This window comes from Herminiimonas sp. (genome assembly GCF_030655415.1).
The window spans coordinates 469,521-483,217 of the sequence record NZ_JAURVN010000014.1; the positions used below are offsets into that span (position 1 = coordinate 469,521).

Sequence of the window (13,697 nt, forward strand, 5' to 3'; positions counted from 1 at the left end):
AGCTAGCCCCTAAATGAACTGTTTTAAAACATTCCTTGAAAATCATGCGGGGTCGCGATTTTGCATATTCATCTATAGATACAAATTCCTGCATCTTCCCTCCGCATCAATAACGATTAATCAATGACGTTTGGCTTCGACCACGCCATTTACTTCACTGATCACCGTCAGCGCCTTTTGCAATTGCGCAGTTGAGCCAACCTCTGCGGTGAACGCCATGCGTGCCTGACCTTTTACGCTCTGCGTACTGACGCCGATGACATTGATTTTTTCACGCAGAAAAATATCAGAGATATCACGTAACAAACCTTGCCTGTCGCTAGCCAGAACGAAAATATCCACTGGATAAACAGTCGATAATTCAGGACCGCCCCAACCAGTTTGAATCACGCGCTCGGGTGCCTTGCGCCGCATCTCGGCAAAATTTCTGCAAGTATCACGATGTATCGAAACGCCATTGCCGCGCGTCACAAAACCAACAATCGGATCGGGTGGTGCCGGTTTGCAGCATTTGGCCAACTGCGTCATCAAGCCATCTGTGCCAACCACCAGCACGCCCGTCTTCGCGCCTTGCACTACACTCGAGGCGCGGCTCTTGCGCGGAATCAATGCATCATCAAGCTCGGCTTGTTTCGCGTCACTCGCCTCATCGGCATGCAAAGCATGTTCGACTGTGCGCAAACTGAATTCCTCTTTACCCACGGCAAGGAGTAAATCATCAAGTTTGGAGAACCCCAGCTTGTGCGCCAGCTCTTCCAGATTGACGGCGGTTTTGCCTTCACGCTGCAGGGTTTTTTCAATCAGCCCGCGACCGGTGGAAAGCGTTTCTTGCTGATCAATCGCATTGAACCACGCACGCACTTTGGCGCGTGTACGAGAACTCGCTGCATAACCAGGCGCCAGCCAATCGCGCGACGGGCCAACCGTACCTGTGACGGTACTCACGCCTTTTGCCGTAATGATCTCTACGGTCTGGCCGTTTTTCAAAACAGTATTCAGTGGAACAAGCGTCCCATCAACACGCGCGCCGCGGCAGCGATGTCCGACATCGCTGTGCAAGTGATATGCAAAATCAATCGGCGTCGCGCCATTCGGTAATTCGATCACGCGTGCTTGCGGCGTCAACACATAGATGCGGTCATCCAGCGTAGCGGATTTGAGTTTTTCTACCCAATCGCGATGCACGTCTTCTTGTCCAACTACGGTGTCGACGACTTCGCTTTTCCATGCCAGCAGCTGACGCAGCCAGGCGATTTTTTCATCGTACTTTTGGCCGGAAAAATTCGAGTTGCCAGCTTCCTTGTAGCGCCAGTGTGCCGCCACGCCGTACTCTGCGAAGTCGTGCATGTCATTCGTGCGAACCTGCACTTCCAGCGGTCGGCCATCTTCCGCCATGACGATGGTATGCAGCGATTGATAACCGTTGGCTTTAGGGCGAGAGATGTAATCGTCAAACTCCGACGGTACCGGCGTCCAGATGTTGTGCACGATGCCAAGCACCGTGTAGCAGGTTTTGACATCCTCGACGATCACGCGGAATGCACGCACGTCATACAAATCGGAGAATTCGATTTCCTTGCCGCGCAATTTGCTCCAGATACTGAAGATATGTTTTGGTCGCCCGAATACTTCAGCCTTGATACCGGCGGCAGCCATTTCTGATTGCAGACGCTTGATTGAATTCTCGACGAAGGCTTCGCGCTCTACGCGTTTTTCTTCCAGCATGGAAGCGATGCGCTTGTAGGCTTCCGGCTGCAGAAAACGGAAGGACAAATCTTCCAGTTCCCATTTCAACTGCCAGACACCCAAGCGATTCGCCAGCGGCGCATAGAGATCAAAGGTCTCACGCGCATATTGCCGCGAACGTTCATTCTGTAATTTATTTTCGGCAAAATAACGCAAGGTCGTCACGCGCGTGCCAAGACGTACCAGCACCACGCGCATATCGCTGGCCATTGCCAACAACATCTTGCGGACAACTTCCAGTTGTGCGGAAGCTTCCTGCGCCGCGTTCTTGTTGCGCGCTGCTTCGTGCTGCACGAAAGTCACTTCGTGCAAATGCATCAACTGACGCACACCGGCGACCAGATCGCTTACTTCTTTGCCGAATCGTTCTTCTATTTTTTCTGCGGCGGCCGGATTGATGTTTTCCAGTTCAAACAGCAAGGCTGCGATACGCGTGTCGGCATCTGTTTCCAGTTCTGCGAGAACGGTTGCGACACCTTGCGCAAACTCAAAAGCATCCTGCCCACTTTCAAATGCATCCTGTCCTGCGGAAACGGTTTTGCCAGCATAAAACGGTTTGACGAACGCAAGCGCATCCATCACACGTGTGCTGTCGTGTTCTGTCAAACCGGAGCGTAGAAGCTCGTGTGTGTCACTTTGGGACGATGCTACGGAAACCATGTTGAACCTAGGAAGATGCTGCAACCACAATTATTTCAATCAAGCGCTTAGGATCCGGGAAGACCGCCCCGACAGTTGCCCGCGGCGGCGTATGTCCTTCAGGCACCCATTCATTCCACGCTGCGTTCATGCCGTCGAAATCATTAACGTCGGCAATAAAAATCTGACACGACAAGATACGTGTTTTATCACTGCCCGCTTCTGCCAACAAACGATCAATATGACCCAGCACTTCGCGTGTCTGGCCTTGAATATTTTGCGTCGTGTCTTCAGCAATTTGTCCGGCCAAGTATACCGTGCCATTGTGAATTGCGACTTCAGATAGCGTATCGCCTACGTGCAAGCGTGTGATGTTCATGGTGTTCTACATTTAAAATTATTCGAATACAAATTGGGCATCAATCCGATTCAACAAGAGTTAGCCCAGGAAAAAGTTTTTTGCGATGGTGATTTGCGCCTCACTGAGAAAGGTAGGAGCATGCCCGACACCGGCAAGTTCCACCACTTTCGCTTGCGGCCCACGCTGCGACATCGCCGCGGCAGTTTCACGCGACAATAAATCAGAATCGGCACCGCGTACGACCAAGGTAGGACAGCGAATCGCGTCATAAGCTGCCCACAAACGCTGCTCATCCAGTTGCGCGCTCTGCTCAGTCGTCGCCTTGAATGGCAAAGCAAGACCGGGATCGTAGACAAAAGTCCATTTCCCCTCTGCGTCCTGTCGCATCACATCGGATGCCAGCTTGCGCCATTGCTCATCGCTATGTGCACCGAACGACAGCGAGATCGCCCGCACGTATTGCCAAGCCTCGTCGAACGTATTGAATTGCACTTTCTGTCCAACATATTCGCCTATGCGCGCCAATGCTTCCGCATCAATCGAAGGACCGATATCGTTGAGTAACAATTTGCGCACCGGATTATTCGGCAACGATGCCAGCGCGAGACCAATCACGCCGCCCATTGATGTGCCAAGCCAATTGACCGATGCAACATCCAGACGCGCAATCAGCGTCACCATATCGCTGACGTATTGCGGTATCTGATAATAATTCGGATCACGCAAATGGTCTGATCGACCGCGACCGACTATGTCGGGACAGATCACACGATAATCATTCGACAGTGCATTGGCCAGCGCATCAAAATCATCCGAGACGCGCGTCAAGCCATGCACACACACCAACACATTTGGATTGCTGGCATCGCCCCACTGCTTGTATGCCATCTGGTGCAAACCTGCGGGAGAAATGCATAGCACTTTCTTGATCTGAGCTTTTGTCATAGTGTTCGCATGATGGTGTATGCCGCATTTTAATGGGTGTTACGCTTGCGATGTTACGCGTAAAATCTTATCAAAGATCGCAGCATCTGAACTTCAGACTGAAAGGCGCATCATGCAGAACAATTCTCTTCAAGGCAAAACAGCCTTGGTCACAGGCTCCACCTCCGGTATAGGCTTGGGCATTGCACGCGCGTTAGCCCAGCAAGGCGCACATATCGTGTTGAATGGTTTTGGCGATGCCGCTGAGATCAAGGCCTTGCAAACTGCAATTGAAAAAGACTTTGGTGTCAAAACCATTTATAACGCGGCAGACATGTTGAAGTCTGAGGAAATCACCGCGATGATGCAAGTCGCCAGCGAAAAATTCGGCGGCGTCGATATCCTCGTCAACAATGCTGGCATCCAGCATGTTGCGAACATCGAAGATTTTCCTGTCGAAAAATGGGATGCGATCATCGCCATCAATCTGACATCCGCATTCCACACAACACGCCTCGCTCTTCCTGCAATGAAAGAGAAAAACTGGGGTCGCATCATCAACATTGCATCCGCCCACGGCCTGGTTGGCTCGGCACAGAAATCAGCATATGTCGCGGCCAAACATGGCATCGTCGGCTTCACCAAAGTCACGGCACTGGAAACTGCGCAAACCGGCGTGACTTGCAACGCTATCTGCCCGGGTTGGGTGTTGACGCCACTAGTGCAAAAACAAGTCGATGCACGCGCGAGCAATGAAGGTGTATCGAATGACGAAGCCAAGAAAGGTTTGCTGGCTGAAAAGCAACCGTCGGGAGAATTTGTCACACCAGAACAGCTGGGCGCGTTGGCGGTATTTCTTTGCAGCGAAGGAGCAAGCCAGGTGCGCGGCGCAGCGTGGAGTATGGACGGCGGATGGACAGCGCAATAAATATTTAAGAACGCGCGTCGTTTAAATTTTTTAAGCGACGCGTCTCAAGGATTTTCCAACGCAATCTGTTTTGGTTTTAGCTGAAATTAATGCAGCGCACTTACATCTAGCGGCGCACCTGTATTCGCAATCACTTCTTCTTTCGTCACACCATTTGCCAATTCGACCAAACGCAATCCGCTCGGCGTGATATCGATCACGCCGAGATCCGTGATAATGCGATCGACGACGGCGACGCCGGTCAATGGCAAATTACAAGACGATAAAATCTTCAGCGAAATCGAACCGTCTTTGGCGCGAGCGACATGCTCCATTAGCACGACGATGCGTTTAACACCTGCCACCAAATCCATTGCACCACCCATACCTTTGACCATCTTGCCGGGAATCATCCAGTTGGCGAGATCGCCCTTCTCCGACACTTGCATCGCACCCAGCAAAGCGATATCAATTTTGCCGCCGCGTATCATGCCGAAAGAATCGGCCGAGTTGAAATACGATGAGCCCGGCAATGAAGTCACAGTTTGTTTGCCCGCATTGATCAAATCAGGATCAACTTCATCGTTAGTGGGAAACGGGCCTATGCCCAGCAAACCATTTTCCGATTGCAGCCAGACGTGTATATCCGCGGGCACAAAATTCGCCACCAGAGTCGGCAATCCGATCCCCAGATTGACGTAAGCGCCGTCATGTAATTCCTGTGCTGCGCGTGCTGCCATTTCATCCCGTGTCCAAGCCATATCGCTCTCCGCCTATGCTTCAATTATTTTGATTTGCGTATTGATCGTGTGTTGGTCTTGAACCGTTCATCACAGTGTTCGTATCGTGCGCTGTTCTATGCGTTTTTCAGGGTTTGCATTCAGCACAATGCGATGAATAAAAATACCCGGTGTGTGCACATGATCTGGATCGATTTCGCCAATCTCGACCAGTTCTTCGACTTCTACCACGGTGATTTTTCCAGACATGGCCGCATTCGGATTGAAGTTGCGCGCGGTGTGGCGATACACCAGATTGCCGGCCTTGTCGGCCTTGTATGCCTTGATGATTGCGACGTCTGCAATCAAGGCGCGCTCCATGATGTATTGCTCGCCATCGAATTCGCGTACGTCTTTGCCCTCGGCGACTATAGTGCCGACACCAGTCTTGGTGAAAAATGCAGGGATGCCTGAACCACCAGCGCGCAATTTTTCTGCGAGTGTTCCTTGCGGGGTAAATTCGACTTCAAGTTCGCCCGCCAGATACTGGCGTTCAAATTCCTTGTTCTCGCCTACGTAAGAGGCAATCATTTTCTTGATCTGGCGCGTCATCAGCAACTGACCCAAACCTGCGTCGTCGACCCCTGCATTATTGGAAATCGCAGTCAGGTTTTTAACGCCTGAATCGCGTATCGCAGCGATAAGTGCTTCCGGGATGCCGCACAGGCCAAAACCGCCAACAGCAATGGTTTGCCCATCCTTGACGATATCGGCGAGCGCCGTTGCTGCATCGGGATAAACTTTATTCATAGCTACCCTTCTTTGTGTAGAGTAAACCGGGTGTAGGTGCAAAGGCTACGCAAAGCGCATCTGTCAGCATAAGCTGGCGCAGACAGCCTCACAATACCGTAGAACTACTAGCGCAGTACTATCAGAACCGTGAGTCCTGACGAATCTGAACCACGAGGCATTGCATGACGATATCAGCAAGAATCGATTATGAAAGCATTTTTCAGCATGCACCTGTAGGCATGTGCATTTCACAGCATCGCGTGATTCACGCTTGCAATGATGCGTTGGCAGACATGTTTGCTTACGCGAAAGATGCGCTCAACGAACAATCCTTTTCCATCCTTTATCCAAGCTACGTCGAGTTCGAGCGCACAGGCGCGCGCATCATCCCGATCATGAATGCCAAAGGGCATTATTCAGATGAGCGCATCATGAAACGCGCTGACGGCCAGCTATTCTGGTGTCACGTCAGTGGTCGGGCCTTGGTGGCAGATGATCCGCATGCGGCTGGCATCTGGACCTTCGAAGATTTGAGCGAGAAAAGACCGGTCACAGCAGAACTAACGCCGCGCGAACGCGAAATCGCAGCTCTGCTGGTCGATGGAAAAACCAGCAAAGCGATTGCACGTCAAATTGGATTAAGTCCGCGTACAGTAGAAATGCACAGGGCAAGATTGATGCGGAAATTTGCCGCGACTACTGCCAGCGAATTGCTCAATCGCTTGCTGGGAGTATCGCGACAAATTGAAACGGCAGAGACAAATACAGAACTGTGAATCCACAATAAAAGCGACGGATTTAACTTATCAATTCAATTTAAAATTTAACTTATCAAGTGAATCAATCGTCGCCTTGAATAATTCTTAAGCGATGCTCATTCCATTATCAGCGGTCATGATTGCACCGTTAATGAAATGCGATTCTTCCGCAGCCAATAACAATAACAAACCATCCAGATCTTCCGGTTTGCCGACACGTTTGCGCGGCAGTGCATTCACCAGTTGCTGGCCTTGCTCACTGTTCAAGTAATCAAGATTCATCTCGGTACCGATATATCCAGGGCAGATTGCATTGACGTTGATACCGAACTTGCCCCACTCTACCGCCATCGATTTTGTCATGTGCACGACGGATGCTTTGCTCATGCTATACAGACCGAGTTCTGGCACAACACGCAGGCCTGCAACTGATGCGATGTTGACGATGCGATGCTGCTTGCGCGCGTCACCTTTGTGGCGGGCGATCATGCGTTTCGCAACTTCTTGCGCAACGAAGAAAGCACCGCGTTGATTGGTGTCCATCACAAATGCATATTCTTCTGGAGTGATATCGACCAAACGACCACTACCGGAAACGCCTGCATTGTTGACCAAAATATCGATCGCGCCGGCTTCTGTTTCTGCATGTGCAATCGCGGATTTGATGCTGGCGTAATCGGTGACATCCAAGGTCACGACATGCGCTGCGCCGCCTTCGGCTTCGATCTCTGCGCGTAATTCCTTGAGTCTGTCTACACGACGCGCTGCCAAAATAACTTGTGCGCCTGCCATCGCCAGCACTTTCGCGAAACGCGCGCCAAGTCCGCTGGATGCGCCTGTGATCAGGGCGACTTTGCCTTCAAAATTAACTTCAATGCCCACGAATTTCTCCTGAATTTCTCTTGATTAATTAACGCACCGAAATGAAAAGTGACGTTAGAGACGTTATGATTACACGAAAGCGCAGCAATGCGCGTTTTTGCACTTCGCATTCACTCCGAAACCGGGGACAATAACGGTTTCGCACGCAGATAATTTGACTGTTTTTACCCATGACAACAAACACATCCACAGCATCCAGCCTGCTAGAACAATACGGCCCACGCGAAGCGATGGAATATGACGTCGTGATCGTCGGTGGCGGACCCGCCGGCCTCGCTGCCGCGATTCGGCTCAAACAACTCGCAGCAGAAAAAAATCATGAAGTGTCCGTTTGCGTTCTGGAAAAAGGTGGCGAACTCGGCGCGCATATTCTTTCCGGCGCAGTAATGGATCCGCAAGCACTGACCGAGTTGCTGCCGAACTGGAAAGAGCTGGGCGCACCGCTCAACACTAAAGTCAGCGAAGATCGCTTCCTGTTCCTGACCGAAAGCAAGGCCTACAAGACGCCTAACTTCATGCTGCCGGCTTGCTTCCAGAATCACGGCAACTATGTAGTCTCGTTGGCGAATGTTGTGCGCTGGTTGGGTCAACAAGCCGAAGCGCTGGGCGTGGAAATATTCCCTGGTTTCCCTGCCGCTGAAATTTTGTACAACGACGATGGATCGGTGCGCGGCGTTGCCACCGGCAATATGGGCGTCGATAGAGCAGGCATTCCAACTGCCGCCTTCCAGCTCGGCATGGAATTACACGCGAAGTACACGCTGTTTGCAGAAGGCGCACGCGGCCATCTCGGCAAGCAGTTGATGGAAAAATTTAATCTGAACAAAGGCAAAGCACCGCAAACTTACGGCATCGGCATCAAGGAACTGTGGGAAATCGATCCAGCCTTGCATCAGCCAGGCTTGGTGATCCATACCGCCGGCTGGCCGCTTGCGAGCGACACCTATGGCGGCTCATTTTTATATCATTTGGAAAACAATCAGGTCGCGGTCGGCTACGTGGTGGGCCTCGGTTACGACAATCCTTATCTGTCGCCGTTTGAAGAATTCCAGCGCTATAAAACGCATCCAGAAATCAGCAAGTTCTTCAAGGGCGGCAAACGTTTGTCTTACGGCGCACGCGCCATCACTGCAGGCGGCTTGCAATCCTTGCCGAAGCTGGTGTTCGGTGGCGGTGCATTGATAGGCTGCGATGCAGGCTTCTTGAACGCGAGCCGCATCAAGGGCAGCCATGCCGCCATCAAGAGCGGCATGATGGCCGCAGACGCGGCATTTGCGGCCTTGCAAGACGGCCGTCAGTTCGATGAGCTGAGCGACTATCCACAAGCATTTGAAAAATCATGGTTGCATGAAGAATTGCACGTCGCGCGCAACTTCAAACCGTGGATGAGCAAAGGTTTGTACACAGGTTCATTGATGGTCGGTATCGACCAATTGATCTTCCGCGGCAAAGCACCATGGACCTTGCGCAATACGCACGCCGATCACACTTGCCTGCGCCCTGCTGCCGAGTTCCAGCCGATTGTGTATCCGAAGCCGGACAATACGCTGACCTTCGATCGACTGTCGTCTGTGTTCATCTCCAACACCAACCACGCAGAAGATCAGCCCATCCATTTGACCTTGAAGGATGCCAACGTACCGATAGATATCAACCTGGCGCAGTATGCCGGACCGGAAGCGCGTTACTGTCCTGCTGCGGTATATGAATTTATTAAAACCGATGCGGGTGAAGACAGACTGCAGATCAATGCGCAGAACTGTGTGCATTGCAAAACCTGCGACATTAAGGATCCTAAGCAAAATATCGTGTGGGTCACGCCTGAAGGTGGTGGTGGGCCGAATTATCCGAATATGTAATTTCGAAGATGCAAAACAAAAAAGCCGCTATGCGGCTTTTTTTAAGGTCATCATTTACTGCAACGGCATTAAAACTTCCGTACTAAAGCTTCCACGTTTCGTTCAAAATTTTCTCCAGCCAGAATGCGCCGATCACGGTCTTTACATCGGTGATCTTGCCCTCACGAATCCACATCATCAAATCATCAGGCGTCGCTTTAAAAGTATCGAGAAACTCTTCATCATCCAGCTGACGTTCACCTTCAACCAAGCCGCGCGCCAAATACAAATCAAGATGTTCATCAGCATAGGCGATCGCATTATGGATAGTACAAACAAATTGCCAGTCAGTCGCCGTGTAACCGGTTTCTTCCAGCAGCTCACGTTTAGCGCACGCTAGCGGAGCTTCACCAGGATCGATTTTCCCAGCCGGGAATTCAATGAATACGCGATTGATCGGATAGCGGAATTGCCGCTCCATCAGCACGCTGCCATCGTCTAGCAAGGGAATGATCACCACCGCGCCGGGATGCTTGATGTACTCACGCGTGGTCGGTTGTCCATTCGGCAGACGCACTGTGTCGCGCTGTACTTTCAGGAATGAACCGTCGTAGGCCAGTGTGCTGTCGATGCGGATTTCTTTTAAATGATTATCCATACTTCAGCTCCGAAAACAGGCCACACAAGAATGATGAATTAAATGGAAGCAGAGCAAACGAGAAACGAACTCGAACGTAAAGAACTAGGCGCTTGCGCTCTATCAGTTATGCCGCCTGCGCATGTAGCGCATAACAAAGCCCGGGTAGGCCAGCACAAGAAATAGACAACCGGTCACAGCAAAAAATTCCCAGCCTTGCGGGAAAACGCTGCCGATACGCAATTCAAGTCCGCGTGCGACGAGGCCAACTGCCAGATACAAAACGAAGAGTTCGATCAGACGCAACCATACCGGCTTGAACCCCGCAGGAAGGGGAACAAGCGCGAATAGTCGTTCATTGAAGAAAGGAAGGTTGGCGCTGAACAGCGCCAACAGAATTACGAACCAGCTTGCTAGAGAGACATCCACTCGCTCAGCAAGCAGTCATCAGGAAGCCAGTGTCTTGACGATAGCAGCAGCGCATGCTGTCATCAAAGGACCCGGTACCAGACCGAGCACCAGCAATGCAGCACCGTTGATACTCAATGCGACGGTGACATCTTTATTGGCGACAATTTTTGAATTATCGATAGGCTCGTCAAAGTACATGACTTTGACTACGCGCAGATAATAGAAAGCACCAATCAGCGAGAACAGAACCGCGATGATAGCCAACCAGATTTGACCTGTGCTCAGGACGGCCTGCAAGACCGACAATTTTGCGTAGAAACCGACCACTGGTGGCACACCTGCCAGCGAGAACATCAACATCAAGGTAACCAATGCAAACCATGGGCTGCGTTGATTCAAGCCTTTGAAGTCGTCGATATTGTCAGCTTCAAAGCCGGCACGCGACAACAACATGATGATGCCAAACATGCCCAAGGTTGTCAGCACATAGGTGATGATATAAAACATCGCAGCGCCATAACCGTTGGTAGTCGAACCATCCGCACCAACGACAACACCGGACAACACGCCAAGCAAGATGAAGCCGACTTGCGAGATGGTCGAGTAAGCCAGCATGCGCTTGATATTGGTTTGCATGATCGCAGTAATGTTACCGATTGCCATCGACAGCACGGCAAGGATGGTCAACATTTGCTGCCAATCGATCACCAAGGCTGGCAAGGTTTCGACCAACAAACGGATCGTGATCGCGAACGCAGCCAGTTTTGGTGCGCCACCCAACATCAGAGTCACAGCAGTTGGAGCACCTTGATAAACGTCAGGTACCCACATATGGAATGGAACCGCACCGAGTTTGAATGCCAGACCAGAAACCACAAATACCAGACCGAAAATCAATACAGGTTTGTTGACCGCACCAGTAGAAATAACACGTGCCACTTCAGTCATGTCGAGCGAACCAGTCGCGCCATACAACATCGAGATACCGTACAGCAGGAAACCTGAAGCCAATGCGCCCAGTACGAAGTATTTCATCGCAGCTTCAATCGCTTGCGTATTGTCGCGACGGAAAGCAACCAATGCGTACAGTGCCAAGGACATCATTTCCAGACCGAGGTAAACGATCAGGAAGTTATTGGCCGAGATCATGACCATCTGACCCAACGCTGTGAACAGCGACAAAATGTAGAACTCACCGCCGAGACGGCCATTCACCATTTCGCGATCTTCCAGATACTGGCGCGAATAGACAAAGGTCAGGCCAATCGCGATACAGGTGCAAACTTTCAGCAGGCTGGACATAGGGTCGGAGACCACCATGTTTCCGAAACCGTAGACCGTTGCGCCGGCATTAAAATCACAAAGGCTCAGGCCGCCGCAGACGATTAAAGCCGCCAGTGACAAGACATAAGTAATGTAGCGTTTCGCGTCAGACAGAAACAAGTCGATCAGCAAAATTGCGCAAATCGCAATTGCCAGGAATATTTCAGGAATGACGGATATCAGATTCAAATTATTCATTTTGTCGCAGTTAGTGTGCGTTCAGTTGCGCGATTGCGGAGCCGTTTATTAATTAAGTTTCGAAATCGAGACATGCTTCAGCAGGTCGGTAACCGAAGTTTGCATCGCATCGGTGAATGGAGCCGGATACAGACCCATCGCCAACACAGCAATCGCCAACACGCCAAGCATCAGGAATTCACGCTTGTTAATATCGGTCAGTTCCGCGACGTGATGATTGGTAACGTCACCGAAAATCACGCGTTTAGCCAACCACAGAGAGTAAGCAGCACCCAGGATCAGCGCAGTCGCAGCCAGCATACCGATCCAGAAATTGTATTTAACCGCGCCCAGAATCACCATGAACTCACCGACGAAACCGGAGGTTGCTGGCAAGCCGGCATTACCCATGGAAAACAGGATAAAGAAGGCAGCGAACTTAGGCATCTTGTTCACAACTCCGCCGTAGTCGGCGATGTTACGAGTGTGCATGCGGTCATACAACACACCGATACACAAGAACATTGCGCCGGAAACAAAGCCGTGCGAAATCATTTGTACGATACCGCCCTGCACCGCCATGTCGTTGAACATGAAGAAGCCGAGTGTGACGAAGCCCATGTGAGCGATCGATGAATAAGCAACCAGCTTTTTCATATCGGTTTGAACCAGTGCGACCAAACCGATGTAGATCACAGCGATCAGCGACAAGGTAATCATCAAGCCCGACAAGTAATGACTGGCATCAGGTGTGATCGGCAGCGAGAAACGCAGGAAACCGTAAGCACCCAGTTTCAACATGATCGCAGCCAGCACGACTGAACCACCAGTAGGCGCTTCAACGTGGGCATCCGGCAACCATGTATGTACAGGCCACATTGGAACCTTGACTGCGAACGCCATCAAGAATGCCAGGAAGATCAGAATCTGCGCATCCATCGGCAACGGCAATGTATGCCATGTCAGGATGTCAAAGCTGTGGCCGGACTTGAAGTACAGGTACAGCAAAGCCACCAGCATCAACAAGGAGCCGAAGAATGTGTAGAGGAAGAACTTGATCGAAGCGTAGACGCGATTTGCACCGCCCCAGACACCGATGATGATGAACATCGGAATCAGTGTCGATTCAAAGAATACATAGAACAGCAAGCCATCGAGTGCGCAGAACACACCGATCATCAGGCCCGACAAGATCAGGAACGCACCCATGTACTGAGCGACGCGCTTTTCAATGACTTCCCAAGCTGCCACTACGACAAAAATCGTGATGAAAGCGGTCAGCACGACAAACCACATCGACAGACCATCAACACCAAGCGAATAGTTGATATTAAAAATATCAATCCACTTGAATTTTTCGACGAACTGCATGCCGTGAGCGGCGTTATCAAATTTTGAAACGAGCGGCAAGGTCACCAGGAAACTGGCAACTGCACCGATCAACGATACGGTACGTACAACCTTGGGACTATCGTCGCGACCAAACGCGATCACGAAGATACCGAACGCGATTGGTAACCAGATCGCGAGACTTAGAAGGGGAAATGTTGACTGCATCATGATTTTTATTTGCTCTATTTCGC

The 13,697-nt window shown here is 51.0% G+C and carries 13 protein-coding genes; 3 read left to right on the plus strand and 10 right to left on the minus strand.

Annotated elements, in window-relative coordinates; genetic code table 11:
• Positions 1-120: 120 nt before the first annotated feature.
• From Q7T66_RS11370 to Q7T66_RS11380, 3 genes are read right to left on the minus strand one after another with little or no spacing between them, the layout of a single operon-like run.
• Positions 121-2,406 carry a bifunctional (p)ppGpp synthetase/guanosine-3',5'-bis(diphosphate) 3'-pyrophosphohydrolase gene (locus Q7T66_RS11370; protein ID WP_304933442.1) on the minus strand — a complete coding sequence of 762 codons (2,286 nt, stop codon included), beginning with the start codon at positions 2,404-2,406 and terminating at the stop codon, positions 121-123.
• 7 nt (positions 2,407-2,413) lie between these two features.
• Positions 2,414-2,764: a RidA family protein gene (locus tag Q7T66_RS11375; protein WP_304933443.1), complete on the minus strand. Its 351-nt coding sequence runs from the start codon at positions 2,762-2,764 to the stop codon at positions 2,414-2,416.
• 60 nt (positions 2,765-2,824) lie between these two features.
• The gene (locus Q7T66_RS11380) at positions 2,825-3,691 is read right to left on the minus strand and encodes an alpha/beta fold hydrolase (RefSeq protein WP_304933444.1); all 867 of its coding nucleotides are present in this window, start codon (positions 3,689-3,691) and stop codon (positions 2,825-2,827) included.
• Positions 3,692-3,803: 112 nt separating this feature from the next.
• On the opposite strand from Q7T66_RS11380, the gene Q7T66_RS11385 reads away from it, so the two are divergent.
• Entirely contained in the window at positions 3,804-4,598 is a 795-nt protein-coding gene (locus Q7T66_RS11385; protein WP_304933445.1) for a 3-hydroxybutyrate dehydrogenase, read from the plus strand.
• Positions 4,599-4,684: 86 nt separating this feature from the next.
• On the opposite strand, the gene Q7T66_RS11390 is transcribed toward Q7T66_RS11385, so the two are convergent.
• Together Q7T66_RS11390 and Q7T66_RS11395 are read right to left on the minus strand one after the other, a co-directional pair.
• On the minus strand, positions 4,685-5,338 hold the full coding sequence (locus Q7T66_RS11390; RefSeq protein ID WP_304933446.1) for a CoA transferase subunit B: 654 nt from the start codon (positions 5,336-5,338) through the stop codon (positions 4,685-4,687).
• Between the two features lie 69 nt (positions 5,339-5,407).
• Positions 5,408-6,106: a CoA transferase subunit A gene (locus Q7T66_RS11395; RefSeq protein ID WP_304933447.1), complete on the minus strand. Its 699-nt coding sequence runs from the start codon at positions 6,104-6,106 to the stop codon at positions 5,408-5,410.
• A gap of 164 nt (positions 6,107-6,270) precedes the next feature.
• Between Q7T66_RS11395 and Q7T66_RS11400 the strand changes: the two genes are divergently transcribed.
• Entirely contained in the window at positions 6,271-6,864 is a 594-nt protein-coding gene (locus Q7T66_RS11400; RefSeq protein ID WP_304933448.1) for a PAS and helix-turn-helix domain-containing protein, read from the plus strand.
• An 87-nt stretch (positions 6,865-6,951) separates the two neighbouring features.
• Here Q7T66_RS11400 and Q7T66_RS11405 read toward each other — a convergent pair whose 3' ends face one another.
• Positions 6,952-7,728: an SDR family oxidoreductase gene (locus tag Q7T66_RS11405; protein WP_304933449.1), complete on the minus strand. Its 777-nt coding sequence runs from the start codon at positions 7,726-7,728 to the stop codon at positions 6,952-6,954.
• Between the two features lie 230 nt (positions 7,729-7,958).
• On the opposite strand from Q7T66_RS11405, the gene Q7T66_RS11410 reads away from it, so the two are divergent.
• On the plus strand, positions 7,959-9,587 hold the full coding sequence (locus Q7T66_RS11410) for an electron transfer flavoprotein-ubiquinone oxidoreductase (RefSeq protein WP_370691649.1): 1,629 nt from the start codon (positions 7,959-7,961) through the stop codon (positions 9,585-9,587).
• An 82-nt stretch (positions 9,588-9,669) separates the two neighbouring features.
• Here the strand turns inward: Q7T66_RS11410 and Q7T66_RS11415 are convergent, their stop codons facing one another.
• From Q7T66_RS11415 to Q7T66_RS11430, 4 genes are all read right to left on the minus strand, one after another.
• Positions 9,670-10,224 (minus strand): NUDIX domain-containing protein, encoded by a 555-nt coding sequence (locus Q7T66_RS11415; RefSeq protein ID WP_304933451.1) that lies wholly within the window; start codon positions 10,222-10,224, stop codon positions 9,670-9,672.
• A 102-nt stretch (positions 10,225-10,326) separates the two neighbouring features.
• Positions 10,327-10,632: a DUF2818 family protein gene (locus Q7T66_RS11420; protein WP_304933452.1), complete on the minus strand. Its 306-nt coding sequence runs from the start codon at positions 10,630-10,632 to the stop codon at positions 10,327-10,329.
• A gap of 18 nt (positions 10,633-10,650) precedes the next feature.
• A complete protein-coding gene (gene nuoN, locus Q7T66_RS11425; RefSeq protein WP_304933453.1) occupies positions 10,651-12,135 on the minus strand; it encodes an NADH-quinone oxidoreductase subunit NuoN in 1,485 nt (494 codons plus the stop codon).
• A gap of 48 nt (positions 12,136-12,183) precedes the next feature.
• Positions 12,184-13,674, minus strand: a complete 1,491-nt coding sequence (locus Q7T66_RS11430; RefSeq protein WP_304933454.1) for an NADH-quinone oxidoreductase subunit M — start codon at positions 13,672-13,674, stop codon at positions 12,184-12,186.
• Positions 13,675-13,697: the final 23 nt, after the last annotated feature.